Raw genomic sequence first — 25261 nt, forward strand, 5'->3', positions numbered from 1 at the left:
CACTCCTTAGTGGCAATCGCCAGCCGGGCTTGAACAGCAGGTGGTCGGCGTTTTGCGCGTCGCCAGCAGGGAGACATCCACCCGGCTACGAGCACGGCGCAGCAGACCCAACAGCACCACGTTGAACAGAATGACCGCCAGAATGCACACCAGGCTAAAGCGAGGATGCTGGCTGAAGCTGACCGTCTGGTAGTACAGCGTGGACAGCGAATAGGCGATGTTCAGGCCCCACAGAATGGAGAAGGTCATCCAGCCACGGCTCGATTCACGGGCGATCGCCCCCATCACCGAGATGCACGGCACGTACAGCAGCACGAAAATCAGGTAGCTGTAGGCCGCCGCGGCGCTGCCGAATTTGCTGCTCATCACGCCCATCGCGCCGGTTTCCATTTCGCCGTCGCCTTTGCTGGCTTCGATCGGGTTGGCCAGTACGCTCAGACTGAAGGTGTCTTTCAGGCCCTGCCAGGTCTCATCGGCGGCGGCCAGCAGCTCGTCACCGAGATGGAATTCCTGCGGGTCGAACGCTTCGTTCTGGATGTCTTCGGCGGTATAGAGGGTGTTCAGGGTCCCGACCACCACTTCTTTCGCCATCGCCCCGGTAAACAGACCGACGGTTGCCTGCCAGTTATCGTCATGTACACCAATCGGTTTAAACACCGGGGTAATCGCGCGGCTAACGGAAGCCAGCGCCGAATCGTTGATGTTGTCGACGATCTTACCGCTGAACGAGAAGCTGTTCAGGGCGCTCAGGAAGATGCTGACGATGACGATCACCTTACCGGCGCGCAGCACGAAGCCTTTCAGGCGCTGCCAGGTCTGGATAATCAGGCTCTTGATGTGCGGAACGTGGTACACCGGCAGCTCCATCACAAACGGTGAGGCTTCGCCGCGCATGATGGTGTATTTGAGCATCAGGCCGGTCAGGATGGCGATCACGATCCCCAGCACGTACAGCGAGAAGACCACCAGCGCGCCGCCCTGGCCGAAGAAGGCCGCGGCGAAGACCGCGAAGATAGCCAGACGTGCGCCGCAGGACATAAACGGCGCCATCATGATGGTCATCAGACGCTCGCGCGGGGCATCCAGGGTACGCGCGCCCATCACCGACGGCACGTTACAGCCGAAGCCGACGATCAGCGGCACGAAGGATTTACCCGGCAGGCCGAGCGCCTGCATCAGGCGGTCCATCACAAAGGCGGCGCGCGCCATGTAGCCGGAGTCCTCAAGGAAGGAGAGGAACAGGTACATCATGCCGATTTGCGGCACCAGCGGCAGCACGGTGTTGATACCGCCGCCGATCCCCTGCGCGAGGAATACCGTCAGCCAGTCCGGGAAGTGCAGTGTGTAGCCAATCCACTGAATACCGTGGATAAAGATCGCCACCGAACCGCCGTCGAAGATCGGCTGCAGGGCGCCGCCGATGTTGATGGCCAGCAGGAACATCAGATACATCACGAACAGGAACACCGGCAGGCCGAGCACGCGGTTGAGGACGATTTTATCCAGCGCGGCGGTAAAGCGGCTTGGCTCGGCGGTCAGGGTGTTGCTCACGGCGTCGCAGATGGCGGCAATGCTCTGGTAGCGAGCGTCGGCGATGTGCAGCGCCGGGTCATCCAGCTCTTCGCTCAGGTGCGCCAGCGCAACGTCCAGCTTGTGCGCGGCGTCACCGGCATAGGCGCGGCTATAGATATCGCCTTCCAGCATCTGCAGGCCCAGCCAGTGGCGCTGACGTTCAGGAATGTCCTGCGCCATCGCGTTCGCCAGGTTATCTGCTTCGCGCAGCAGCGGCTGCGGATAGTGCACCAGCTCCAGCGGCTGGTTGCCCTGATGGCGGTCGATCGCCAGTTTCAATGCTTCAATGCCGCGGGCGCGGGTAGAAACCAGCGGCACCACCGGGCAGCCGAGGCGCGCGGAAAGGGCGTCGACGTCGATACGAATTTGCTGCTTCTCGGCGATATCCAGCATGTTCAGCGCGACCACGCACGGAATGCCCAGTTCAAGCAGCTGCAGCGTCAGATACAGGTTACGTTCCAGGTTGGAGGCGTCGACCACGTTAATCAGCAGGTCGGCATCGCCGCTGAGGATGTAGTGGCAGGCGATTTGCTCATCCAGCGAGGTTTGCGAGGAAATGGTGGTCAGCGAGTAGGTGCCCGGCAGGTCGACCAGCGTCACCTGATTATCGGTAGTCGCGAAGGCCCCCTCTTTACGTTCTACCGTCACCCCCGCCCAGTTGCCCACGCGTTGACGCGCGCCGGTTAACTGATTGAATAATGTTGTCTTGCCAGAATTAGGATTACCAATTAAACCAATGGTTATTTTTTTCATTTTTTCAGACTCTTAGTACCGGGCTGAAGTTATTACGCTACGGCTTCCAATTCTATTAGCGCGAGATCTTTTTTACGTAATACGAGGCTGACGCGACGCGTTTCAATATGAATAGGGTCGCCAAGCGGTGCGACGCGGACCACATTAAATGACGAACCCGGCAGCATGCCCAGAGAGAGCAGTTTCTGACGATAAGCTGGGCTAATTTCGCGGGAGAAACCAACAATCTTCCACGCAGTATCCGGTGTAAATTGCATAGTACCTACTTGTGTTTTCGCTAGCTGGACGAGGGAACGCCGCGTGCGGCCTGCTGGCAACTGGGCATCATCTGTCAATATAAGAAAGAAAAAGGAACTGAAAATGATGATAATGAGAATGGTTTTTATCATCAATACATAACATGCGGTTGGCGGGGTTTTTGCGCACTATTTGCACTTTTTTTGATATTACTCAAGCAACGCATTGTAGCGTTAAATGAATTAACCGATATTTACCTCGTTTAATGTTTAATTAAGGTTTCATTGGTTAATAAAATAAAACGTGATAAAGCGGATTATTAATAGTGGATACAAAATATTTAGCGACGGGAATATTCCCAGCGTCCCGGTGATAGTAGCCCGGCCAGGCGAAGCGCCGCCGGGACAGGCGCGGAGCAATCCCGGGGTCGGCGTGAACGCCTCGCCCGGGCTACAGGTCGCTGAAAATGTCGTTAGCGTTTTTTACCCATCGCCGCCGCCAGCGCATCCATCATGGCGCTGTTGCCGGCAGGCTGAGCTTCGCGGCCGCGCGGCTTGGCCGCTTTCGCCGCCGGACGGCCGTTGCCCTGGCTGCGATCGTTGCCGCCGCCGCGACGGGCGTTGGTTTCGCCGGGCTGCTCGTCCAGACGCATGGTCAGCGCAATGCGCTTACGCTGCAAATCGACTTCCAGCACCTTCACTTTGACGATATCGCCCGCTTTCACCACGGTGTGCGGGTCTTCAACGAACTTATCCGCCAGCGAGGAGATATGCACCAGGCCGTCCTGATGCACGCCGATATCGACAAAAGCACCAAAGTTGGTGACGTTGGTCACCGCGCCTTCGAGGATCATCCCCGGCAGCAGGTCGTTCATGGTTTCGACGCCATCGGCGAACTTCGCGGTTTTAAACTCCGGACGCGGGTCGCGGCCCGGTTTTTCCAGCTCTTTGATGATGTCGGTCACGGTCGGCACGCCGAAACGCTCGTCGGTAAACTCTGAGGCTTTCAGGCCGCGGAGCTCGCTGCTGTTGCCCATCAGATCCTTCAGCGCCTGCTGGGTGGCTGCCAGAATGCGCTCAACCACCGGATAGGCTTCCGGGTGAACGGTGGACGCATCCAGCGGGTTATCGCCGTGGTTAATACGCAGGAAGCCCGCGCACTGCTCAAACGCTTTCGGCCCCAGACGGCTTACCTTCAGCAACTGCTGACGGTTCTGGAACTGGCCGTTCTCATCGCGCCAGGCGACGATGTTCTGCGCCATCATGCGCGTCAGGCCAGCGACGCGGGTCAGCAGCGGCACGGAGGCGGTGTTGAGGTCAACGCCGACGGCGTTCACGCAGTCTTCGACTACCGCGTCCAGCTTACGCGCCAGCTGGGTCTGGCTGACATCGTGCTGGTACTGGCCGACGCCGATCGATTTCGGGTCGATTTTCACCAGCTCGGCCAGCGGGTCCTGCAAACGACGGGCGATCGACACCGCGCCGCGCAGCGAAACGTCGAGGTCCGGGAACTCCATCGCCGCCAGCTCGGAGGCGGAGTAGACGGATGCGCCCGCTTCGCTGACGATCACCTTCTGGGCGGTAACTTTCGGGAACTGCTTCTGCACGTCGAGGAAGAAACGCTCGGTTTCGCGCGAGGCGGTGCCGTTGCCGATCGCCACCAGCTCGACGTTATGCTTCTCGCACAGCGCCGCCACGGCCACCGCCGCTTTCGCCGCCTGACCGGTGTGCGGATAGATGGTATCGGTCGCCACCAGCTTGCCGGTGCCGTCAACTACCGCGACCTTCACGCCGGTGCGCAGACCCGGATCGAGGCCCATGGTCGCGCGCAGGCCTGCCGGGGCGGCCATCAGCAGATCGTGCAGGTTACGGGCGAAGACGTTGATCGCTTCATCTTCCGCACGCTCGCGTACGGTGCCCATTAATTCGGTTTCGAGGTGCATCAGCACCTTAATGCGCCAGGTCCAGCTCACCACGCCTTTGCGCCAGCTGTCCGCCGGGGCGTTGTTCAGGCGCAGGCCGAGGTGATCGATAATGATCTGCTCGCAGTGGCTCTCTTTCGGCGGCTCGTCGAACTGCGGGTCGGCGTTAAGGGAGAGTTGCAGAATACCTTCGTTGCGCCCGCGGAACATGGCCAGCGCGCGGTGGGAAGGGGTGGTGGAAATCGGTTCGTGATGGTCGAAGTAGTCGCGGAACTTCGCGCCTTCCTCTTCTTTACCGCTGACCACTTTGGCGACCAGGTGGGCGTTTTTCCACAGGTAGTCACGCACTTTTGCCAGCAGGCCCGCGTCTTCCGCGAAGCGCTCCATCAGGATGTAGCGCGCGCCGTCGAGGGCGGCTTTGACGTCGGCAACGCCTTTGTCAGCGTCAATAAATTTCGCCGCGGCCGTTTCCGGGTCGTGGGACGGCTCGCTCCACAGCAGATCGGCCAGCGGCTCAAGGCCCGCTTCAATCGCAATCTGCCCGCGGGTGCGGCGCTTCTGTTTGTACGGTAAGTAGAGGTCTTCAAGTTCGGTTTTGTTGAGCGTGCCGTTGATGGCCTTTTCCAGCGCCTCGGTCAGCTTGCCCTGTTCACCGATGGATTTCAGAATGACCTGTCGGCGGTCTTCCAGCTCACGTAAATACCCCAGGCGGGTTTCCAGATTACGCAGCTGCGTATCATCCAGTCCGCCGGTGATTTCCTTACGATAACGTGCAATAAACGGCACGGTGTTCCCTTCATCAAGCAGGCGAACGGCGGCTTCCACCTGTTCGGCTCTGGCCTGAAGTTCACCCGCAATAATGCGGCAGAGCGAATCATTCATCATGGCTTGGTTTCACTGTTAGGTCATAAAATCAGGGGACAGTTATACGGATTGACTGGCAAAAATGCCAGTCATCAGCGGGGGCTTCGGATTGTTCCGGCCTTATTTTACGTAGTCGATCGCATTCACGTACCAGCTCGCTTCACCGGCGGGCGTGTTGACCACCGCCAGATCGCCGACCTCTTTTTTCAGCAGCGCGCGGGCCATCGGCGAGTCGATCGAGATGTAGTCCTTGCGGCCAAAAATCTCGTCATAGCCGACGATGCGAAAACGCTTGGTGTCGCCGTCGTCGTTTTCAATCTCCACCCACGCGCCAAAAAAGACTTTGCCTTCCTGCTGCGGCGAATAGTCGACGATGCGCAGGTTCTCCAGACATTTGGTTAAATAACGAACGCGGCGATCGATTTCTCTTAAGCGTTTTTTATTATACTGGTAGTCAGCATTTTCACTGCGATCGCCAAGGCTCGCGGCCCAGGTCACTTTTTTGGTGACCTCCGGACGTTCTTCGCGCCAGAGATAATCCATCTCTTGTTTGAGCTTTTCGTACCCTTCACGGGTGATCAACGGTGTTTTCATCTTAAGTGCTTACCTGGCTGCCGAGGAAATATTGCGCACAATACGTATTACGTGAGCATACCGACAGAATAAATAATGTGTATTAAGATTCATTGTATACTTAACTCGCTGTTAAATATGCTTTGTAACAATTTAGCCTGGAATTTATACCAGATTTAGCTGGTCGCAAGCGCAGGCTTTTTTGAGAATACATGCTGATTAATTGTTGCGAACCTTTGGGAGTAAAAACAATGCAAGAGAATTATAAGATTCTTGTTGTGGATGACGACATGCGCCTGCGCGCGTTACTGGAGCGTTATCTGACCGAGCAGGGTTTCCAGGTTCGAAGCGTGGCTAACGCCGAACAGATGGACAGATTGCTGACCCGTGAATCCTTCCATCTGATGGTGCTGGATCTCATGCTGCCGGGTGAAGATGGTCTCTCCATCTGCCGCCGCCTGCGCAGCCAAAGCAACCCGATGCCGATCATTATGGTGACGGCGAAAGGGGAAGAAGTTGACCGTATCGTAGGCCTGGAAATTGGCGCCGACGACTACATTCCGAAACCGTTCAACCCGCGTGAACTGCTGGCCCGCATCCGTGCGGTGCTGCGCCGTCAGGCCAACGAACTGCCGGGCGCGCCTTCGCAGGAAGAAGCGGTTATCGCCTTCGGTAAGTTTAAGCTGAACCTCGGTACCCGTGAAATGTTCCGTGAAGACGAGCCGATGCCGCTCACCAGCGGTGAGTTTGCGGTGCTGAAGGCGCTGGTGAGCCACCCGCGCGAGCCGCTGTCCCGCGATAAGCTGATGAACCTGGCACGCGGTCGTGAATATTCGGCGATGGAGCGTTCCATTGACGTGCAGATCTCCCGCCTGCGCCGCATGGTGGAAGAGGATCCGGCGCATCCGCGCTATATTCAGACCGTCTGGGGCCTGGGCTACGTATTCGTGCCGGACGGCTCTAAAGCATGAGGCGACTGCGCTTCTCGCCACGAAGTTCATTTGCCCGCACGTTATTGCTGATTGTCACCCTGCTGTTCGTCAGCCTGGTGACAACCTATCTGGTGGTGCTGAATTTCGCGATTCTGCCCAGCCTGCAGCAGTTTAATAAGGTCTTAGCCTACGAAGTGCGTATGCTGATGACCGACAAACTGCAGCTGGAGGACGGTACGCAGCTGGTCGTACCGCCGGCGTTTCGCCGCGAGATCTATCGTGAACTGGGCATCTCGCTCTATTCCGATGAAGCCGCAGAAGAGGCCGGGCTGCGCTGGGCGCAGCACTACGAGTTTCTGAGCCAGCAGATGGCTCAGCAGCTCGGCGGGCCGACTGAAGTGCGCGTAGAGGTTAACAAAAGCTCTCCGGTCGTCTGGCTGAAGACCTGGCTGTCGCCCAATATCTGGGTGCGCGTGCCGCTCACCGAAATTCATCAGGGGGACTTCTCCCCACTGTTCCGTTACACCCTGGCGATTATGCTGCTGGCGATAGGCGGCGCGTGGCTGTTTATCCGCATCCAGAACCGACCCCTGGTCGACCTGGAGCACGCGGCGCTTCAGGTCGGTAAAGGCATTATCCCGCCGCCGCTCCGCGAGTATGGCGCCTCGGAGGTGCGTTCGGTGACCCGGGCCTTCAACCATATGGCCGCTGGCGTGAAGCAGCTGTCGGATGACCGAACGCTGCTCATGGCGGGCGTCAGCCACGACCTGCGTACGCCGCTCACCCGTATTCGTCTGGCGACGGAGATGATGGGCGAGCAGGACGGGTATCTGGCGGAATCGATCAATAAAGATATCGAAGAGTGCAACGCTATCATCGAGCAGTTTATTGATTACCTGCGTACCGGCCAGGAGATGCCGCTGGAGTTTATCGACCTCAATACCGTGCTGGGCGAGGTGATTGCCGCGGAAAGCGGCTACGAGCGCGAAATTGCCACCAATTTGCTCGACGGTGAGATTCCGGTGCGCGTGCACCCGCTGTCCATCAAGCGCGCGCTAGCCAATATGGTGGTGAACGCCGCCCGCTACGGCAACGGCTGGATTAAAGTCAGCAGCGGCCGTGAGGCACATCGCGCCTGGTTCCAGGTCGAGGATGATGGCCCGGGGATTAAACCCGAGCAGCGCAAACACCTGTTCCAGCCGTTCGTGCGCGGCGACAGCGCCCGTACCATCAGCGGCACCGGATTGGGGCTGGCGATTGTGCAGCGTATTATTGATAACCACAACGGGCTGCTGGAATTAGACACCAGCGAACGGGGCGGACTGTTGATTCGCGCCTGGCTGCCGATACCGGCAGGCCAGATGCCATCGGGCAGCAAAGAAAGCTAAAAAAAAACCGCTGGGGGAAACCCCGGCGGTTTTTGTTTTGGCGCTTGAACGATCTGTAGGCCTGATAAGCGTAGCGCCATCAGGCATGGTGCAGCTCGTTGCCGGATGGCGGCGTAAACGCCTTATCCGGCCTACAAACGCTGAGTTACAGCTTCGGACCCGCGCTCACCAGCGCGGCGCCCGCTGGCGTATCGGTGTACTTCTCAAAGTTCTCTTTAAACAGCTTAGCCAGCGTCTCGGCCTTCTCCTGCCACTGCTCCGGCGAACCGTAGGTACTGCGCGGATCGAGGATATGGGTGTCGACGCCCGGCAGCTCGGTGGGGATCTGCAGGTTAAACATCGGCAGGGTGAAGGTTTCGGCGTTGTCCAGCGAGCCGTCGAGGATGGCATCGATAATGGCGCGCGTATTCTGAATCGAGATACGTTTACCGGTGCCGTTCCAGCCGGTGTTCACCAGGTAGGCCTGAGCGCCCGCCGCCTGCATGCGTTTCACCAGCACTTCCGCATACTGCGTTGGGTGCAGCGACAGGAACGCCGCGCCGAAGCAGGCGGAGAAGGTTGGCGTCGGTTCGGTGACGCCACGCTCGGTACCCGCCAGCTTCGCGGTGAAGCCAGAGAGGAAGTGGTACTGCGTCTGGTCGGCGGTGAGGCGCGAAACCGGCGGCAGTACGCCGAACGCATCGGCAGTCAGGAAGATAACCTTGGTCGCGTGGCCCGCTTTTGACACCGGCTTGACGATATTGTCGATGTGGTAAATCGGGTAAGACACGCGGGTGTTCTCGGTTTTGGAACCGTCATCAAAGTCGATGCTGCCGTCTTCACGCACCACCACATTTTCCAGCAGCGCGTCGCGGCGAATGGCGTGATAAATATCCGGCTCGGCCGCTTCCGACAGCTTGATGGTTTTGGCGTAGCAGCCGCCTTCGAAGTTAAACACGCCGTCATCGTCCCAGCCGTGCTCGTCATCGCCAATCAGACGACGTTTCGGGTCGGTAGACAGGGTGGTTTTACCGGTGCCGGAGAGGCCAAAGAACACCGCGACATCGCCTTTCTCGCCCACGTTCGCCGAGCAGTGCATGGAGGCAATGCCCTGCAGCGGCAGCAGGTAGTTCATTATGGAGAACATCCCTTTTTTCATTTCGCCGCCGTACCAGGTACCGCCGATCAGCTGGATACGCTCCGTCAGGTTAAAGGCGACGAAGTTTTCCGAGTTGAGACCCTGTTCTTTCCACTGCGGGTTGGTGCACTTGGCGCCGTTCATGACGATAAAGTCCGGTGTGAACGTCTCCAGCTCTTCATCGGTCGGGCGGATAAACATGTTTTTGACGAAGTGCGCCTGCCAGGCCACCTCGGTGATAAAACGAACCGACAGACGGGTGTCTTCGTTGGCGCCGCAGAAGGCATCAATGATAAACAGGCGTTTGCCGGACAGCTGTTCTGACACCAGGCCTTTCAGGTGTTGCCAGATTTCAGGTGATAGAGGCTTATTGTCATTTTTTCCGTTGCCCTTATCAGACCACCACACCGTGTCGCGGGTGGTGTCATCGCGAACAATGTATTTGTCCTTCGGAGAACGGCCGGTAAAGATACCGGTGTCGACAGAAATTGCTCCCAGGTTCGTCAGTACACCACGCTCATAACCTTCCAGGTTAGGATCGAGTTCTTCTTGATACAATGTATCGTAATCGGGGTTGTAGACGATATCCTGTACGTCGTTAATACCATAAGCCTTGAGGTCCTGCGGGGTTATACCGTTGCGCATTTCACTGCTCCTTAGCCAATATGTACCACCATAAATTCTATGGGTATTTTAGGGGTGTTGACCGCGACCAGGCTCATAGATTTACGTATCCCGACAAACGTCTTACTTACGAAAACATTGTGACTCCTGTCACGAAGCGACAGGGATTATGACAGGAAACACCGCTTATTTGGCACGAATGTTCTTAAATGGTTACAAAATGGTTTAATGGACGGCATAAATGTGAATGTAATCGCATTTATGAAAGAAAATTACGTAATGCTTTCAGAACAAAAATCGATTCACCTCGCCTGGTGGCGCAGCGTATTTCGGTTCCATTTCGTTCAATGAGAGACTGTATTTACCCTATCCTGAAGCAGGGACACTGATATGGATGCTGTGACGCCTCTTTCCTCGCCAACCCGCTGGGGTATGGTGCTAACCGGCGTAGTACAAGGCTTGCTGTGCTACCTGTTGGTCACTGACCTCATCCCTCACCACCGTTGGTGGATATTTTATGGTTTGCCCTCCAGCCTGGCATTATCTTCTGTACTGCTGCTTAGCGTCGTCTCATTTCGCCAGCGCGCGCTGTGGGGCTGGCTGGCACTCGTGCTGGTGGTGGTGCTCGGGATGAGCGGATGGCTGAAGAGCAACCTTAGCGGCGAGGATCAATGGCGGCAGTATGAGGCCCTGTTCCGTTACGGCGGGTGCCTGCTGCTGATGGCGATGATGATTTTGCCGTGGATCCAGTATCAGCTGCATCCCCATCCAGCGAACTATCGCTATGTCCATTTCTATGACCAGCAGTGGCAGAACGCGCTGACGCTGCTGCTGATTGCGGTAGCCAATGGCCTGGTGTGGCTGATCCTTCTGCTGTGGAGCGGGCTGTTTGAGCTGGCGAATATCCGTTTCTTCTCCCGGCTGTTCTTTGACACTGAATGGTTTGTGTATCTTGTCATCGGTGTGGTGACGGCGCTGACGGTGATTCTGGCGCGACAGAACGTGCGCCTGGTCACCGCCATCCATAAGCTGCTAACGCTACTTGCCACCGGTCTACTGCCGCTGGTTTCGCTGCTGGCGATCCTGTTCCTGGCCACGCTGGCGTTTACCGGGCTGACGGTGATTTCACAACGCGTGTCGGCGGCGCTGCTGCTGATTACCCTGGCGCTGAGCCAGTTGCTGCTGACGGCGATGGTCTGGCAGCCGCAGCAGGCGCAATTGAGCTATCCGCAGCCGCTGCGCTATCTCATCCTGGCGGCGATGGCCCTGACGCCGGTCTATGTGCTGATCGCCGGTTGGGCGCTGTGGGTGCGTGTTGAACAGTACGGCTGGACGGCGGAGCGTCTGCACGGCGCGCTGGTGGTCGTGGTGCTGCTGGTCTGGTCGGTGGGCTATCTGCTGAGCCTGCTGCGCCGTCGGGAAGATCCTTCGCCGCTGATGGGCCGGGTGCATCTGGCGGTGTCGCTGCTGGCGCTAGCGCTGCTGGTGCTGCTCTACACGCCGGTGCTCGACAGCTGGCGTATCAGCGTTAATAGCCATATGACGCGCTATCACGAGGGAAAAATTAACGCCGATCAGGTGAGTCTGTATATGCTGTCGCACAGCGGTAAGCCGGGACGCGAAGCGCTGCTCAAACTGCAAAAAGACCCGCAATTTACCCAGGATGCCAAACGTCAGCGCCGTCTGACGCAGCTACTCAGCGGCGATCTGAGTCCGACGGAAAAACTGACCTCGTCGATGCTGGCGAAAAACGTCATCGTCACACCGGGCAGCCTGGCGCCGGATGCCGCGCTGTGGGCGGCCATTATTGAACGGCGCTATCTGGTGGAATCCTGTAGCGACGTTGATAGCTGTGTGCTGGTCAGCCAGGATCTGAACGGCGACGGTCACTCAGAACAAGTGCTGTATGCCTTTGGCGATCGTACCGTGCTGGTGTTTAGCCAGGGGGCAGGGCAATGGGAATTTAAGGCCAGCGCAACGCTGCCTGCGGGCGTGAATAAAGAGAAACTGCTGCGTGCGGTTGCCGAGGGCAAGGTCGGGGCGAAGCCGAAGGCCTGGCAGGATATGACGCTGGGAGATGAAACGGTGGTGCTGGAGTATCGGCGCTAGGGGTTTGGCTGGGCTACGCGAAATGTAGCCCAGCCAGCCGTGTAGGCGGCAGAATTAATGCACCTGCGGGTCCGCCGGAGAGGCGTTATTGCGGATCTCGGAGATATCCATTGCGTTAAACACGTAGTGGCTACCGCAGTAGTCGCAGTGCATATCGATCTCGCCTTCCTCTTCCAGAATGCTGTTGATCTCTTCGTCCGGCAGCGTTTTCAGCGCACCGGCGCAGCGTTCGCGAGAACAGGTGCACTTAAACTCGACGCCCTGCGGGTCGTACAGCGTCACCTCTTCTTCGTGGTACAGACGCCACAGCACATCGTTGGCCGGCAGCGTGAACAGCTCTTCGGCCTTGATGGTGTCGGTCAGCGCCGCCAGATGATCAAAATCTTCCGCCTGCGCGTTCTGCGCTGGCATCACCTGCAGCAGCATACCGCCTGCGGCCGGTTTACCTTCAGATTCGCCGGTACGAATGATCAGGCGGGTTGGCAGCTGTTCGGAACGCTGGAAGTAATCTTCCAGACATGCCGCCAGCGTGTCGCCTTCCAGACCCACGACGCCCTGATAGCGTTCGCCTTCCGCCGGGCTAATGGTGATAACCAGGTAGCCGTTGCCGATCAGCGTTTTCAGGTCGGCGTCTGCCGGAATGTCACCCTGCACGCGGGCGACGCCGCGCAGCTGCTGGTGGTTGTTGCCGTTGATCACCGCCAGCGTCATCGGACCATCGCCCTGCAGCTGAACGGTAATATCGCCTTCAAACTTCAGCGTTGCGGTCAGCAGGCTGGTGGCAACCAGCAGCTCCGCCAGCACGTTTTTTACCGGCTGCGGATAGTTGTGGCCTGCCAGAATCTGTTCGAGCGTTTCGGATACGGTGACCAGTTCGCCACGCACGGCGTAGTTTTCAAACAGATAGCGATGTAATTGATCGTGTTGAGTCATAATTTTCTCTCTTGGGGTGGCAGTTATTCACTGTCGCCGTATTTAAATCTCATCAGGTCGCGCCGCTCTTTTTTATCCGGCCGTCTGTCCGGATGCGGCATGGTCAGCGCATTCAGCTTGCGCGCCAGCGCGACTTTTTCGCGCTTCTCGATGCTTTCCGCCGTCTCTTCATACAGGGCGACGGCCTCCGTCGCCGGACGGCGCTGCTCGGTAATGGCCTTCACCACCACGGTGCGTTCGTCATTTCCCTGGCGTAGCGTCAGCTGGGCGTTCAGTTCGACGACTTTACTCGGCTTGGAGCGCTGGCCGTTATAGTGAACCTTACCGCCTTCAATCATCTCTCGTGCCAGGGCGCGGGTTTTATAAAAACGCGCGGCCCAGAGCCACTTATCCAGCCTGACGCCGTCGGTGGACTTCTCTTTCATGGTCACTCCTTCACGTGCAGTGAGGGGATCAGACGACGGTAATCGTTAAGCGCGGGATGACGCAGATACGCTTTTTCCGCCATGCCCGAATCGGGGTTAGTGACGCCGAGGCAATAGCGGATGCCAAAGCGGGCGGCGGCATCCAGAATCGGTTCGCTGTCGTCGATAAACAGCGTACGTTCAGCTTCCAGGCCCGTCTTTTCCGCCACGGCCTGCCATAACCGCTGATCCTCTTTCGGATAACCAAATGTATGGGTGGAAAGTAATAAATCAAGGTGTGCGTCGAGACCCGTGTGTTCCAGCTTCACCGCCAGGTTGTGCGGGTGCGCGTTGGTCAGCAAGATGCGGCGCTTGCCGCTGGCCTTCAGCGCGTCGAGGAAAGGAACGGTATCGTCACGCAGCACCGCGCGCGGCCCCTGCTCGCTGGTCATCGAACAGATATCCAGACCCAGCCGCTCGCTCCAGTAGTCCAGACAGTACCAGTTTAGCGTATGTTGCACCGCATGGTACTCCTGGCTGATGGCCGCCTGCGCCGCCTGCGGGCTGATGCCGTGCTTTGCGCCGTAGGTTTCGGGGACCAGCTTTTGCCAGAAATAGTTATCGAAAGCGAGGTCGAGAAGGGTGCCATCCATGTCCAGAAGTACGGTATCTACCTCTTGCCAGGCGATGTCGAAATGCATGGTGAGTCTCCAGACGGAAGAATTGCGCGACAGAGTAACATAACTCTGCCGCGACGGGTGAGGAGGCTAGCGGGTCGGGAAATCGGACTTGAAGTCATCCGGCGACGCGAGCAGTACCGGGTTGATGCAGCTTTCGTAGTATTTGTGGATCTCGGCCAGACGCTCGCGATGGCGGTGATAGCGGCGCAGCGCCTGTATCCCGTTATAAATCGCGCAGACGATCATCGCCAGCATCAGCAGCGTGGTGGCCAGATAGTGCCACAGCCCGCTGCTATCCGGCATCCGGTGCAGGTTGATGTGCTGGGTGCCGTTGGCGTCGGTATAGATATTGGTGACTATCCCTTCGGCGTGGAACGGCGTATGCATCAGCATCCCCGCCAGGCGCTGGAACTCGGTCCACTGCTCGCGGGCAGGGTAGTCGTACAGGCTGGTGGTCGGATACGGCTGGGTGACGAGGTCGCTGCCTTCATCGCTGGTGATCAGGAAACCACCCGGCGCCGGGCTATTGAGCGCCTGCGCCGCGCGGGCGGTTTCGCGCAGAATAAACGGCGCGGTGGAGGTATCCACCAGGTTATCCAGCGACTCGGCGCTGACCGGGCGCAGCAGAACGTTCACGCCGTCGAGCTTACCGGAGTTGGCGCGCTTAACCAGCGCGTCCCAGTCGCGAGTGTTACCGAGGTTGACCAGCGCATTCTTCAGCCGCACGCAGTCGTCGGCAGCCGCGCAGAGATCTTTGGTTTTCAGCACGATATCGGCGAAATCATCCAGCAGCACCATGCCGGATTTTTGAATCGCCGAGCGCAGCGCAGGGCTGACGTGGGAATCATCGTCCGCGGACGGGTGTAGCTGACGATTGACCGCCTGTACCAGCGCGGTGGCTTTACTGACGGTTTCAGACTCCGGCAGCGGCAGGCGCGGCGCATCGTTCCAGATAATCTGCGAGCAGTCGAACGGCAGGAACGGCGAGCTTTCCTGCGCCGTCCAGGTGCCCGGCGAGTGGATGTTGCACATCCCGATGCCGCTGAGCTGCAGCGTATCCCCCACGCGCACGCCCGCCTGCGTCAGCTGACGCACGTCTTTGGCTTCCACGGTTTGCGCGCCCTTCAGCCACGAAAGGGTGAACTTAAACGGCATATTCAGCGGCACGCTCACCCACATCATCACCACCACCAGCAGCGCGCCGCCGCCGATGACCGCGCTACGCAGCCAGTGCTGCAGCGGGAAATTTTTAACCTCATCATGCAGAGAGAGGAAGCGCCCCTGACGGACAACGTGTCGGTCGAGGTAGATATCAATATCGGTTTTCTGTCCCAGATCCTGCGCCACGAAAGGCTGCCAGTGGCGCGGATAAATGAGATCGATAATGCCGAGCGAGATGTTGTTGATCTGTTCCTGATCGTTCTCGCCAAACAGGCCCCAGCGCTTGGGCGTGCCGCGCAGGCAGTGGATCTCGCGCAGCGAAGACTTGGCGGGCGGAGCAAACAGCCCCCATAGCCCGCCGGCGAGCAGCAGCAGCGCGCCGCCCAGCACCCACGGGGTAAATACCGCCGGGGCAATCAGGCTGCAATAAAACAGCAGAAACGCGGCGGTAATCAGCAGCGCCTCGCGCAGGCCGTCGGGGCGGCTGAGCGCGTGCTCTTCGTGGGTTTCCTGGCGAATGTTGAGCAGTTCAATCTGCTCGCTCTCTTCACCGCGAATGGAGGCCTGCGTGGAGGTCGTCGACTCCAGCGCGAAGCTCTGGCTCTCCTGTGAATAGGATTTGAGTGAATGGCCGTTCAGCCCAATGACCAGCGGCATATCGTCGGTGACGATAAGCTCAATGCTGTTTTCATCGGTAATGTGCTGCTCCCAGAACGGCGGCAGGTGTACCTCCACGGAGTCGAGGAAGTAGCGCCATTTATTCGGATCGTCGGTGGTGATGCCGTAGCGCGTGATGGAACGGGTGAGCATGAACACGGTGCCGCTTTGCGCGCCGAGCGTCAGCGCCGTCGGCGCGATCGTCGAACCGGACGCGGGAACCTGCAAATCGCGGTTCAGGTCGCCCAGATAGTTTTCAACGCCCTGGCGCTCTTCATCACTGAGTTTTCGCGTGGTTGCGCCAGGAAAAAGGTGCAGCCACGGCAGTTGAAGGCGTTTTGTCCTTTTGCGAAGGAACCAACCGACCAGCACGGCGCAGATCAGTATCGCTACGGTAAGGATCATCAATGTGCCCATGCTTTTCCCATCATACTTTTCTTAGAGGTCTCTTGAATTGCCCGCTTTTCTTATAAACCATCGGCACGTATTAAAGAGGTCATATAAACAGTTTATAGACTCTCGCAAAACGTTAGCATAACAAACCCATCCCCCGACGAGTATCAGTAAATTCCCAATTACAATTCAAGCTCTTGACATTTATCCAGAAATGAGAGATGGGGAGGTAAAGGTTGCAATGATGTAAATAAAACGCTTTATGCATTGCCGGAACCTTATCGCTATCGCACAATGATAAAAGTCACCACTGCAAAGACCCCGGCCCAATGAGCAAATCATTACAGAAACCTACCATTCTTCATGTTGAAACCGTCGCGCAATCGCGCCTGTTTAACGTGGAAAGCGTTGACCTGGAATTCAGCAACGGCGTACGTCGCGTTTATGAACGTATGAAACCGTCCTCGCGCGAAGCGGTAATGATTGTGCCGATTGTTGACGACCACATCATTCTGATTCGCGAATATGCGGTGGGCACGGAGTCCTACGAGCTGGGCTTTTCAAAGGGGCTGATTGACCCTGGCGAAACGGTGATGCAGGCGGCAAACCGCGAGCTGAAAGAGGAAGTCGGCTTCGGCGCGCATCAGCTGACGTTCCTGAAAAAGCTGAGCATGGCGCCGTCGTACTTTTCCAGCAAAATGAATATCGTGGTGGCGGAAAACCTCTACCCGGAATCGCTGCCGGGCGATGAGCCAGAACCGCTGCCGCAGGTGCGCTGGCCGCTGGCTAGCCTGATGGATCTGCTTGACGATCCGGACTTTAGCGAAGCGCGCAACGTGAGCGCGCTGTTCCTGTTGCGCGAGTGGCTACAAGCCCAGGGCCGCTTGTCATAAAAAAGGCGCCAGCGGCGCCTTTTTTATTCACCTGAAGGGGCGGCGGTAACCCCCGCCTCGGCATCAGAACAGCTCGTGGGTTTCCCCGTTATCAATCACTTCTGTCCCCACCTCGTGAACCGCCTGCTGCGTAGGCTGCGTGCCGTCAATGAAGTACTCCTGACGGCTGCTGCCCCCGTTGGCAAGCTGCCCGGTGTTGCGGTCGATATTGACCGTCACGATACCCGGCGGCGGCGTCAGCGGCTCCTCTGGCACACCGTTGAGAACCTGCTTCATAAACGCATCCCACGCCGGCTGTGCGCTCTTCGCGCCGCCTTCGTAACCGGATATCTGATCCTTGATGGCGCCGGAAGCGGTGGTGCGTCCCAGATCGCGACGATGATCGTCAAAGCCAATCCAGACCGAGGTCACCACGCCCGGGCCGTAGCCGGAGAACCAGGCATCTTTCGAACTGTTGGTGGTCCCGGTTTTACCGCCGATATCGCGGCGTCCCAGATCGCGCCCTGCGCGCCAGCCGGTACCCTGCCAGCCCGGCTCGCCGAAGATGTTGGTATTCAGCGCGCTCTTAATCAGGAACGACAGCGGGGTGTTGATGACGTGCGGCGCGTACTCCTGGCCGCCGCTCTGGGCCACCAGCTGCTGGTTGGCCTGCTCAAGCTGCGGCATCGGGACCGTGGAATTCTGCGGCGTGCGGGAGATAGCTACATCTTCGACGTCCTGATTTTCCAGCACGTTCGATTTCGGCGTATCGCCGTAGATCACCGGCAGATTGCACTCGGCGCAGGCGATTTTCGGCTTCGCTTCAAATAGCACACCGCCCTGATCGTTCTCAATTTTGCTGATGTAATACGGATCAACCAGGAAGCCGCCGTTCGCCATTACCGCGTAGCCGCGGGCGACCTGCAGCGGGGTGAATGACGCAGAACCCAGCGCCAGCGATTCGGTATGCACGATGTTTTCAGCCGGGAAGCCGAAACGCTGCAAATACTCCGCCGCGTAGTCCACGCCCATTGCGCGCATCGCGCGCACCATCACCACGTTCTTCGACTGCCCCAGCCCCTGACGCAGACGAATCGGGCCCGCGTACTGCGCCGGGGAGTTTTTCGGCTGCCAGTCAGAGCCCGCGCCGGCATCCCAGCGGGAGATTGGTACATCGTTGAGCATACTGGCGAGGGTTAAGCCTTTATCCATCGCCGCGGTGTAGAGGAATGGTTTGATGTTCGAACCGACCTGACGCAGCGCCTGAGTCGCGCGGTTGAACTTGCTCTGGTTGAAGTCGAAGCCGCCCACCAGCGCGATGATGGCGCCGTTTTGCGGGTTAATCGACACCAGCGCCGAGTTAACGTCCGGTACCTGCGCCAGCCACCAGCTGTCGCCATTCTGACGCACCCAGATTTGCTGCCCGGCCTGTACCACGTCCGTCACTTTACGCGGGGTTGGCCCCTGCGCGGTGTCGGAACGGTAAGGTCGCGCCCAGCGCATGCCTTCCATGCTTATCGACACCGAGGTGCCGTTGGCCAGCACGACGGTCGCTTCCTGCGGATTGGCGGCCGTCACCACCGCCGGCAGCAGCGGGCCGTAAGACGGCAGTGCGCGCAGCGTGGCGCGGATTTTCTGGCTGTCCCAGCGCGCTTCGCCGGCTTTCCACAGCACGTTAGACGGGCCGCGATAGCCGTGGCGCATGTCGTAATCCATCACGTTGTTACGCAGCGCCTGCTGGGCCGCCTGCTGATTTTGACGCGTGATGGTGGTGTAAACGCGATAGCCGTCTTCGTAGGCCTTTTCGCCGTACTGCTTCACCATATCCTGACGCACCATCTCGCTGAGATACGGCGCCGAGAAGGCGATTTCCGGGGCGTGATAGTTGGCGTCAATCGCTTCGCTACGCGCCTGGTTGTACTGCGCCTGAGTGATATAACCTTCGCTCAGCATGCGCGACAGCACCACGTTACGACGGGCGGTGGCGCGGTCCAGCGAGTAGAGCGGGTTGAAGGTTGACGGTGCCTTCGGCAGGCCGGCAATCACCGCCATTTCGCTAAGGCTGAGCTGGTCGGCGGGTTTGCCGAAGTAGACCTGCGCCGCCGCGCCCACGCCGTAAGCGCGGTAGCCGAGGTAGATTTTGTTCAGGTACAGCTCAAGAATTTCGTCTTTGCTCAGCAGCTGCTCAATGCGAATCGCCAGGAACGCTTCCTTAATCTTACGCATCAGCGTCTTTTCAGGGCTGAGGTAGAAGTTACGCGCCAGCTGCTGGGTAATGGTACTGGCCCCCTGCGAGGCGTGACCGTTCATCAGCGCGACGCTGGCCGCACGGAAGATACCAATCGGGTCAATCCCGTGGTGCTCATAGAAGCGGCTATCTTCGGTGGCAATGAACGCTTTCACCATCTGTGGCGGGATCTGGCTAAGGGTCATCGGGATACGGCGTTTTTCGCCGTACTGTGCGATGAGCTCGCCGTCTGCGCTATAGACCTGCATGGGCACCTGCAGGCGCACGTCTCTGAGCGTAGCGACGTCTGGCAGCTGCGGCTCAATATATTTGTAGAGGCCATAAATCGAGCCTGCTCCCAGCAGAATGCAACAGACTGCAAGGATGAATAAATACTTTACGAACTTCACCGGAGATTTCCCATTGAGTGTCATTTGGGCAGTTTATAAACAAACGCGCGGTAGTATAAAGGCAAGCCTGATTCATTGATATAGCCGTCACCCTGCGGTGACGTAAGGATAATCGTGAAATGGCTTTCAACTGCTGGCAAATGGGTCTTCATATTCAGCAAGATAATATTTTCATCGTGGCGCTGCAGCGTGCCCGTATCGGCTGGTCGCTGCGCCGCTGGTGGCAGCTACCGCTGGCTTCTCCTGATGATGAGGCACTGCTTGCCGCTCTTACGCCATGGCGGCGTGAGCTGCCCTGGCAGCATGCGCTGAGCATTGCCTTTCCCGCCAATCGAACGTTACAAAAAAACCTGCCGCGTGCGGCGATTTCATTACGCGAAAGTGAGCAAAACCAGTGGATTGCCAGCGCAATGTCGCAGCAGCTTGATATGCCCGCAGAGGCGCTGTGCTTTGATTATCACCTGGCGGAGCCGCAGGGATGCTGGAACGTCACCGCTGCGCAGCAGCGTGACGTCGCGCGCCTACAGAATCTGGCGCACCGCCTGCGTCTTCAGGTGACGGCGATTACCCCGGATGCCTGCGCGCTGCGGGCGTTTTTACCGCTACAAGCTGAGCCGGATAGCGTGCTGATCTGGCGCAATGACGGCCAGTGGCTATGGGCAAGCCGGGAGAGCTGGGGCTGCTGCGCGCTGAGCGAGGCCTCATCGCCCACCCTGCTGAGCGAGCGCCTCGGCATGGCCGCCTCGCGGCTGGTGTGCTGTGCGGCGGAGGACCAGCATCCTTACTTCGACCCCTGGAGCGCCGTGGCGCAAAAGCAGCCGCCGCTGCCCGCCTGCGGCGATGCGTTTGCGGTCGCGATTGGGCTGGCGATGGAGGCGGCAAGGCGATGAATCCAGCCGTAAATTTTTTGCCGTGGCGGCGAAAACGCTTTTATCAGCACCTGCGTCGCTGGGGCGCGGGGGGAGCGGCCTGCTGGCTGTGCGGCGCGGCGATGGTGCTCTCTGGCTGGCTGAATGGGCAGGCGACGCAGGCGGTAAATGAGGTTCATCTCGCCGCAGAACAACAGATTGCCCAGCGGCTGGCGCTGCGCGAACGTGAACTCAGAGAGCAGGCCAGGCAGCAGGTGCTGGATGCACAAAAACAGGCGCGACGACGCGCAACCGCAACGTGGTCGGCGCGGCTCACGGCGCTGGCGGAAGGGATGCCCGCTCAGGCGTGGCTGAACGCGCTGGACTACCGCGACCGTACGCTGTCGCTGTCGGCGACGCTGACGCGCTTTCCCGCGCTGGCGGCGCTGGAAAATAGCCTCAGGGCGGTGCCCGGTTTTCAGCCCGCGAAGGTTGGTAAAATTCAGCGCGATAGCGCCGGGCGCTGGCTGGCGCACTATCAGCTCATTGAGGAGGCCGATGATGCGGCTCCCTGACGGCTGGCGACCGCTCTCCATGCTCAACGTGATGCGTATCGCCGGGGTAATGGCGATGCTGGCGGGCATCGGCCTCTGCTTTCAGCTGGCAGCCCAGACCAACCTTGCGCTGGAGAAAAACAGAGATGCCCGCCAGCGGCAGCATGGGCAATATGTCGCCGGCTGGCATCGGCTGATGCCGCTGCGTGCCACGCCCTTGCCGTCAGTGCTGCCCACCGTGGCGTTCTCTCCGGCGGCGTTCCAGCAGGCCGGGGCCAGGCTGGTGAGCTGGCTGCCTGCGGATGCTGGCGGTGAACTGGTGCTGGATACGCCGTGGCCGCAGGTGGCCGCCACCTTTGAGCTGCTGGCGGAGCGCGATATGCAGGTAACGGCGTTTGCGCTTGCCGGGGCAAACGGCACGCTGCGCTTCACCCTTCGACTGGTGCACGCCGATGAACCGTAAGCGCTCGCTCGCCCTTATTGCGCTGCTCCCGCTGCTGTGCGGCATGCACGATCCCTTTATGCCGGTTGATGACCCGTGCCACAGCGCGCAGCTTACGCTCTGGCGCTACCGCGGGCTGGTTGAGGCGGGAGAACGGATGATAGCGATCGTTCAGCGTGATGATAATCAATGGCAACGCGTGGATAACGACACCGTGCTCATTACCGGCTGGCGGGTTATCGCTATCACGCCAGAAACCCTGACGGTAGCCGTGGGAACGGGCTGCGAGCCGCAGCGCTGGCAATGGAAAAGAGAAGGAACGACCCAAAATGAAAAGGATAAGTCTGCTGATACTGCTGCTTCTACCGCTGCTCAGCCCGGCGAAAAACGTCACCCTGACGGTCGACGACGTGCCGGTGGCGCAGGTGCTGCAAAGCCTGGCCGACCTTGAACAGAAGAACCTGGTGATTGCTCCTGACGTGCAGGGCACGATTTCGCTCCAGCTGCGTAACCTGCCGTGGAAGCAGGCGCTACAGACGGTGATTACCAGCAGCGGGCTGGTGATGAGCCAGGAGGGCGGCGTGCTCTACGTCTACTCTCATCGCTGGCGTGAAGAAAAGCAGGCGCGAGCGCTGGCGGAAAAAACGCGGCATCAGCAGACGCTGCCGTTAAGCCACATCAGCATTGCGTTGCACTATGCTGATGCGAGTGAGCTGGCAAAGTCCGGAGGCAAACTACTCAGTGCGCGCGGGACGCTAACCGTCGACAAACGCACCAACCGGCTGATCGTCCGCGACGATAGCGAGCACCTCCCGGCCTTCAGTGCCTGGGCGAAAGAGATGGATATCCCCGTTGGTCAGGTGGAGCTGGCCGCGCATATCGTGACGATTAATGAAACCAGCCTGCGCGAGCTGGGGGTGAAGTGGAGTCTGGCCGACGCGCAGGGGGCGACGGGATTGGGCAAAATTACCACCCTGAGTAGCGATCTATCGGTAGCCGACGCCACCACGCGCGCGGGCTTTAATATTGGCCGCATCAACGGCCGTCTGCTGGAGCTGGAGCTTTCTGCGCTGGAGCAGAAGCAAAAGGTGGATATTATCGCCAGCCCGCGCCTGCTGGCCTCGCATCTGCAGCCCGCCAGTATTAAGCAGGGCAGTGAGATTCCCTATCAGGTCTCAAGCGGGGAGAGCGGCGCTACCTCAGTTGAATTTAAAGAGGCGGTGCTGGGCATGGAGGTGACGCCCACGGTATTACAGAACGATCGCGTGCGGCTGAAGCTGCGCATCAGCGAAAACATGCCGGGGCAGGTGCTGCAGCAGGCCGATGGCGAAGTGCTGGCGATCGATAAACAGGAAATAGAAACCCAGGTGGAAGTGAAAAGTGGCGAAACGCTGGCGCTGGGCGGGATTTTTTCCCAGAAGCATAAAAACGCCAGCGATAGCGTGCCTTTTCTGGGCGATATCCCGCTGCTGGGCCACCTTTTTCGCCGCGATGGTAAAGATAATGAACGACGCGAGCTGGTGGTGTTCATCACGCCACGTATTATTTCTGCGCAATAGCAGCCAATAATGATGCGAATTTCAGTGGGAAGGTGTGCCGCGGGTTTGACGTGGGGCAAGATTTAGCATACAAGGAGTACCGATTTGAGTGTCAGTGCACACCGCTCCTTCTCCTGTAGTCTGCTGATTTAATCTGTTGCCAAACCAGCCGGAGTATTGAGATAATTTTCAGTCTGACTCTCGCTCTATTGCATAAGAGGTTTCAGTTCATGTCCTGCGACGCGTGAAGTTCTGCGGCGCGGATTTATCATTAACGAATAGTCTTAGTAGTACCAAAAAAATGGCAGAGAAACGCAATATCTTTCTGGTTGGGCCCATGGGTGCCGGCAAAAGCACCATTGGGCGCCAGCTGGCTCAACAGCTCAATATGGAATTTTACGATTCTGATCAAGAGATTGAGAAACGAACAGGCGCTGACGTGGGCTGGGTCTTTGATGTCGAAGGCGAAGAAGGTTTCCGTGACCGCGAAGAAAAAATCATCAATGAGTTAACGGAAAAGCAGGGTATTGTTCTGGCAACAGGCGGTGGCTCTGTGAAATCACGTGAAACGCGCAATCGTCTCTCCGCTCGTGGTGTCGTCGTCTACCTGGAAACGACCATTGAAAAACAGCTCGCGCGCACGCAGCGTGATAAAAAGCGTCCGCTGCTGCAGGTCGAAACGCCGCCGCGTGAAGTGCTCGAAGCGCTGGCCGACGAACGTAATCCGCTGTACGAAGAGATTGCTGACGTCACCATTCGCACCGACGATCAGAGCGCAAAAGTTGTTGCCAACCAGATTATCCATATGCTGGAAAGCAACTAATACTGGCCAGAAAAGTAGAACGCCAGCGAATATAAGTCACTAAGGTGGATGTCGCGTTATGGAGAGGCTTACAGTAACTCTCGGGGAACGTAGTTACCCGATTACCATCGCGGCTGGTTTGTTTAACGATCCAGCTTCCTTCTTACCGCTCAAGTCTGGCGATCAGGTTATGCTGGTCACCAACGAAACGCTGGCACCGCTTTATCTGGACCAGGTTCGCACCGTGCTCGAGCAGGCTGGCGTGAAGGTTGATAGCGTCATTCTGCCGGACGGCGAACAGTATAAAAGCCTGGCCGTCATGGATACCGTCTTCACCGCGCTTCTGCAAAAACCGCACGGTCGTGATACCACACTTGTCGCCCTGGGCGGCGGCGTGATTGGCGACCTGACCGGTTTTGCGGCGGCAAGCTACCAGCGCGGCGTGCGCTTTATCCAGGTGCCTACCACTCTGCTCTCGCAGGTGGATTCTTCGGTTGGCGGCAAAACCGCGGTCAACCATCCTCTCGGCAAAAATATGATCGGCGCATTCTGGCAGCCAGCCTCCGTGGTGGTTGACCTGAACTGCCTGAAAACCTTGCCGAAACGTGAGCTCTCTTCCGGCCTTGCCGAAGTTATCAAGTACGGCATCATCCTCGATGCGCCGTTCTTCGACTGGCTGGAAAATAACATCGATGCGCTGATGGCGCTGGATGAAAAAGCGATGGCGTACTGTATTCGCCGTTGTTGTGAGCTGAAAGCCGATGTTGTCGCTGCCGACGAGCGCGAAACCGGGTTACGTGCTTTACTCAATCTTGGGCATACGTTTGGCCATGCCATCGAAGCCGAGATGGGCTATGGCAACTGGCTGCACGGTGAAGCCGTGGCGGCGGGTATGGTCATGGCGGCGCACGCCTCCGAGCGCCTGGGCCAGTTTGATGCCCAGGACACGCAGCGCATCATTGCGCTGCTGAAGCGCGCGGGGCTACCGGTTACGGGTCCGCAGGAGATGACCGCGCAAGCCTATCTGCCGCATATGCTGCGAGATAAAAAAGTCCTGGCTGGCGAAATGCGCTTAGTGCTGCCGCTGGCTATCGGCAAAAGTGAGGTACGCGGTGGCGTATCCCACGATGTGGTTCTTGGCGCTATTGCTGATACTCAGCGGGCGCAACTATAAGAAAGGTCTAGCCGCGTTCGCGCGGTGTTTTAACTTCAGGTGATGTGCAATTGTCGTGGCATAAGCCTTTTAGTGG

Annotated in this window: 21 protein-coding genes; 11 read left to right on the forward strand and 10 right to left on the reverse strand. The window is 58.4% G+C overall.

Annotation, left to right across the window (positions count from 1 at the left end):
* Positions 1 to 6 precede the first annotated feature (6 nt).
* The 4 genes from feoB to greB all read right to left on the reverse strand — a co-directional run bounded on the left by feoB (position 7) and on the right by greB (position 5941).
* Entirely contained in the window at positions 7 to 2325 is a 2319-nt protein-coding gene (gene feoB, locus ACK5JN_RS05510) for a Fe(2+) transporter permease subunit FeoB (RefSeq protein WP_416869236.1), read from the reverse strand.
* Between the two features lie 32 nt (positions 2326 to 2357).
* A complete protein-coding gene (gene feoA, locus ACK5JN_RS05515) occupies positions 2358 to 2582 on the reverse strand; it encodes a ferrous iron transporter A (protein ID WP_416869280.1) in 225 nt (74 codons plus the stop codon).
* A gap of 452 nt (positions 2583 to 3034) precedes the next feature.
* On the reverse strand, positions 3035 to 5368 hold the full coding sequence (locus ACK5JN_RS05520; RefSeq protein ID WP_416869237.1) for a Tex family protein: 2334 nt from the start codon (positions 5366 to 5368) through the stop codon (positions 3035 to 3037).
* 99 nt (positions 5369 to 5467) lie between these two features.
* Positions 5468 to 5941 (reverse strand): transcription elongation factor GreB, encoded by a 474-nt coding sequence (gene greB, locus ACK5JN_RS05525; protein ID WP_064541476.1) that lies wholly within the window; start codon positions 5939 to 5941, stop codon positions 5468 to 5470.
* 230 nt (positions 5942 to 6171) lie between these two features.
* Between greB and ompR the strand changes: the two genes are divergently transcribed.
* Both ompR and envZ read left to right on the forward strand, forming a co-directional pair.
* Positions 6172 to 6891, forward strand: coding sequence for a two-component system response regulator OmpR (ompR, locus tag ACK5JN_RS05530; RefSeq protein ID WP_001157751.1), 720 nt, complete (start codon positions 6172 to 6174; stop codon positions 6889 to 6891).
* Positions 6888 to 8240, forward strand: a complete 1353-nt coding sequence (envZ, locus tag ACK5JN_RS05535; protein ID WP_416869238.1) for a two-component system sensor histidine kinase EnvZ — start codon at positions 6888 to 6890, stop codon at positions 8238 to 8240. Before ompR ends, envZ begins: the two co-directional genes overlap by 4 nt.
* 145 nt (positions 8241 to 8385) lie before the next feature.
* Here envZ and pckA read toward each other — a convergent pair whose 3' ends face one another.
* Complete coding sequence (pckA, locus tag ACK5JN_RS05540) at positions 8386 to 10002, reverse strand: phosphoenolpyruvate carboxykinase (ATP) (protein WP_416869239.1); 1617 nt, start codon at positions 10000 to 10002, stop codon at positions 8386 to 8388.
* A gap of 369 nt (positions 10003 to 10371) precedes the next feature.
* On the opposite strand from pckA, the gene ACK5JN_RS05545 reads away from it, so the two are divergent.
* Positions 10372 to 12090, forward strand: coding sequence for a DUF4153 domain-containing protein (locus ACK5JN_RS05545; protein ID WP_416869240.1), 1719 nt, complete (start codon positions 10372 to 10374; stop codon positions 12088 to 12090).
* Between the two features lie 54 nt (positions 12091 to 12144).
* Here ACK5JN_RS05545 and hslO read toward each other — a convergent pair whose 3' ends face one another.
* The 4 genes from hslO to ACK5JN_RS05565 form a co-directional block, all read right to left on the reverse strand.
* The gene (gene hslO, locus ACK5JN_RS05550) at positions 12145 to 13023 is read right to left on the reverse strand and encodes an Hsp33 family molecular chaperone HslO (protein WP_416869241.1); all 879 of its coding nucleotides are present in this window, start codon (positions 13021 to 13023) and stop codon (positions 12145 to 12147) included.
* A gap of 23 nt (positions 13024 to 13046) precedes the next feature.
* Positions 13047 to 13448, reverse strand: coding sequence for a ribosome-associated heat shock protein Hsp15 (gene hslR / locus ACK5JN_RS05555; protein ID WP_416869242.1), 402 nt, complete (start codon positions 13446 to 13448; stop codon positions 13047 to 13049).
* Positions 13449 to 13450: 2 nt separating this feature from the next.
* Positions 13451 to 14128: a GMP/IMP nucleotidase gene (gene yrfG / locus ACK5JN_RS05560; protein WP_416869243.1), complete on the reverse strand. Its 678-nt coding sequence runs from the start codon at positions 14126 to 14128 to the stop codon at positions 13451 to 13453.
* A 66-nt stretch (positions 14129 to 14194) separates the two neighbouring features.
* Positions 14195 to 16342: an intracellular growth attenuator family protein gene (locus ACK5JN_RS05565; RefSeq protein WP_416869244.1), complete on the reverse strand. Its 2148-nt coding sequence runs from the start codon at positions 16340 to 16342 to the stop codon at positions 14195 to 14197.
* Positions 16343 to 16647: 305 nt separating this feature from the next.
* On the opposite strand from ACK5JN_RS05565, the gene nudE reads away from it, so the two are divergent.
* Positions 16648 to 17211, forward strand: coding sequence for an ADP compounds hydrolase NudE (gene nudE, locus ACK5JN_RS05570; RefSeq protein WP_416869245.1), 564 nt, complete (start codon positions 16648 to 16650; stop codon positions 17209 to 17211).
* A gap of 63 nt (positions 17212 to 17274) precedes the next feature.
* On the opposite strand, the gene mrcA is transcribed toward nudE, so the two are convergent.
* Positions 17275 to 19827: a peptidoglycan glycosyltransferase/peptidoglycan DD-transpeptidase MrcA gene (mrcA, locus tag ACK5JN_RS05575; protein WP_416869246.1), complete on the reverse strand. Its 2553-nt coding sequence runs from the start codon at positions 19825 to 19827 to the stop codon at positions 17275 to 17277.
* A gap of 119 nt (positions 19828 to 19946) precedes the next feature.
* On the opposite strand from mrcA, the gene ACK5JN_RS05580 reads away from it, so the two are divergent.
* From ACK5JN_RS05580 to aroB, 7 genes are all read left to right on the forward strand, one after another.
* Positions 19947 to 20717: a pilus assembly protein gene (locus ACK5JN_RS05580; RefSeq protein ID WP_416869247.1), complete on the forward strand. Its 771-nt coding sequence runs from the start codon at positions 19947 to 19949 to the stop codon at positions 20715 to 20717.
* Positions 20714 to 21250 (forward strand): PilN domain-containing protein, encoded by a 537-nt coding sequence (locus ACK5JN_RS05585; RefSeq protein ID WP_416869248.1) that lies wholly within the window; start codon positions 20714 to 20716, stop codon positions 21248 to 21250. The genes ACK5JN_RS05580 and ACK5JN_RS05585 overlap by 4 nt, the downstream gene beginning before the upstream one ends.
* Positions 21234 to 21692: a hypothetical protein gene (locus ACK5JN_RS05590; protein ID WP_416869249.1), complete on the forward strand. Its 459-nt coding sequence runs from the start codon at positions 21234 to 21236 to the stop codon at positions 21690 to 21692. The genes ACK5JN_RS05585 and ACK5JN_RS05590 overlap by 17 nt, the downstream gene beginning before the upstream one ends.
* Positions 21682 to 22122, forward strand: a complete 441-nt coding sequence (locus ACK5JN_RS05595) for a HofP DNA utilization family protein (RefSeq protein WP_416869250.1) — start codon at positions 21682 to 21684, stop codon at positions 22120 to 22122. Before ACK5JN_RS05590 ends, ACK5JN_RS05595 begins: the two co-directional genes overlap by 11 nt.
* The gene (gene hofQ / locus ACK5JN_RS05600) at positions 22010 to 23230 is read left to right on the forward strand and encodes a DNA uptake porin HofQ (RefSeq protein WP_416869281.1); all 1221 of its coding nucleotides are present in this window, start codon (positions 22010 to 22012) and stop codon (positions 23228 to 23230) included. The genes ACK5JN_RS05595 and hofQ overlap by 113 nt, the downstream gene beginning before the upstream one ends.
* A 280-nt stretch (positions 23231 to 23510) precedes the next feature.
* Positions 23511 to 24032 carry a shikimate kinase AroK gene (gene aroK, locus ACK5JN_RS05605; protein ID WP_035892101.1) on the forward strand — a complete coding sequence of 174 codons (522 nt, stop codon included), beginning with the start codon at positions 23511 to 23513 and terminating at the stop codon, positions 24030 to 24032.
* Between the two features lie 58 nt (positions 24033 to 24090).
* Positions 24091 to 25185: a 3-dehydroquinate synthase gene (gene aroB, locus ACK5JN_RS05610; RefSeq protein ID WP_416869251.1), complete on the forward strand. Its 1095-nt coding sequence runs from the start codon at positions 24091 to 24093 to the stop codon at positions 25183 to 25185.
* Positions 25186 to 25261 lie beyond the last annotated feature (76 nt).

Origin of the sequence: Kluyvera sp., from assembly GCF_047971185.1 — a bacterium.
Taxonomy (GTDB): Bacteria; Pseudomonadota; Gammaproteobacteria; order Enterobacterales; family Enterobacteriaceae; genus Kluyvera.

Excerpts from the sequence above, each read along its gene's own strand:
- feoB (WP_416869236.1), bottom strand. The coding sequence starts at position 2,325 with ATGAAAAAAATAACCATTGGTTTAATTGGTAATCCTAATTCTGGCAAG.
- feoA (WP_416869280.1), bottom strand. The coding sequence starts at position 2,582 with ATGCAATTTACACCGGATACTGCGTGGAAGATTGTTGGTTTCTCCCGC.
- ACK5JN_RS05520 (WP_416869237.1), bottom strand. The coding sequence starts at position 5,368 with ATGATGAATGATTCGCTCTGCCGCATTATTGCGGGTGAACTTCAGGCC.
- greB (WP_064541476.1), bottom strand. The coding sequence starts at position 5,941 with ATGAAAACACCGTTGATCACCCGTGAAGGGTACGAAAAGCTCAAACAA.
- ompR (WP_001157751.1), top strand. The coding sequence starts at position 6,172 with ATGCAAGAGAATTATAAGATTCTTGTTGTGGATGACGACATGCGCCTG.
- envZ (WP_416869238.1), top strand. The coding sequence starts at position 6,888 with ATGAGGCGACTGCGCTTCTCGCCACGAAGTTCATTTGCCCGCACGTTA.
- pckA (WP_416869239.1), bottom strand. The coding sequence starts at position 10,002 with ATGCGCAACGGTATAACCCCGCAGGACCTCAAGGCTTATGGTATTAAC.
- ACK5JN_RS05545 (WP_416869240.1), top strand. The coding sequence starts at position 10,372 with ATGGATGCTGTGACGCCTCTTTCCTCGCCAACCCGCTGGGGTATGGTG.
- hslO (WP_416869241.1), bottom strand. The coding sequence starts at position 13,023 with ATGACTCAACACGATCAATTACATCGCTATCTGTTTGAAAACTACGCC.
- hslR (WP_416869242.1), bottom strand. The coding sequence starts at position 13,448 with ATGAAAGAGAAGTCCACCGACGGCGTCAGGCTGGATAAGTGGCTCTGG.
- yrfG (WP_416869243.1), bottom strand. The coding sequence starts at position 14,128 with ATGCATTTCGACATCGCCTGGCAAGAGGTAGATACCGTACTTCTGGAC.
- ACK5JN_RS05565 (WP_416869244.1), bottom strand. The coding sequence starts at position 16,342 with ATGGGCACATTGATGATCCTTACCGTAGCGATACTGATCTGCGCCGTG.
- nudE (WP_416869245.1), top strand. The coding sequence starts at position 16,648 with ATGAGCAAATCATTACAGAAACCTACCATTCTTCATGTTGAAACCGTC.
- ACK5JN_RS05580 (WP_416869247.1), top strand. The coding sequence starts at position 19,947 with ATGGCTTTCAACTGCTGGCAAATGGGTCTTCATATTCAGCAAGATAAT.
- ACK5JN_RS05585 (WP_416869248.1), top strand. The coding sequence starts at position 20,714 with ATGAATCCAGCCGTAAATTTTTTGCCGTGGCGGCGAAAACGCTTTTAT.
- ACK5JN_RS05590 (WP_416869249.1), top strand. The coding sequence starts at position 21,234 with ATGATGCGGCTCCCTGACGGCTGGCGACCGCTCTCCATGCTCAACGTG.
- ACK5JN_RS05595 (WP_416869250.1), top strand. The coding sequence starts at position 21,682 with ATGAACCGTAAGCGCTCGCTCGCCCTTATTGCGCTGCTCCCGCTGCTG.
- aroK (WP_035892101.1), top strand. The coding sequence starts at position 23,511 with ATGGCAGAGAAACGCAATATCTTTCTGGTTGGGCCCATGGGTGCCGGC.
- aroB (WP_416869251.1), top strand. The coding sequence starts at position 24,091 with ATGGAGAGGCTTACAGTAACTCTCGGGGAACGTAGTTACCCGATTACC.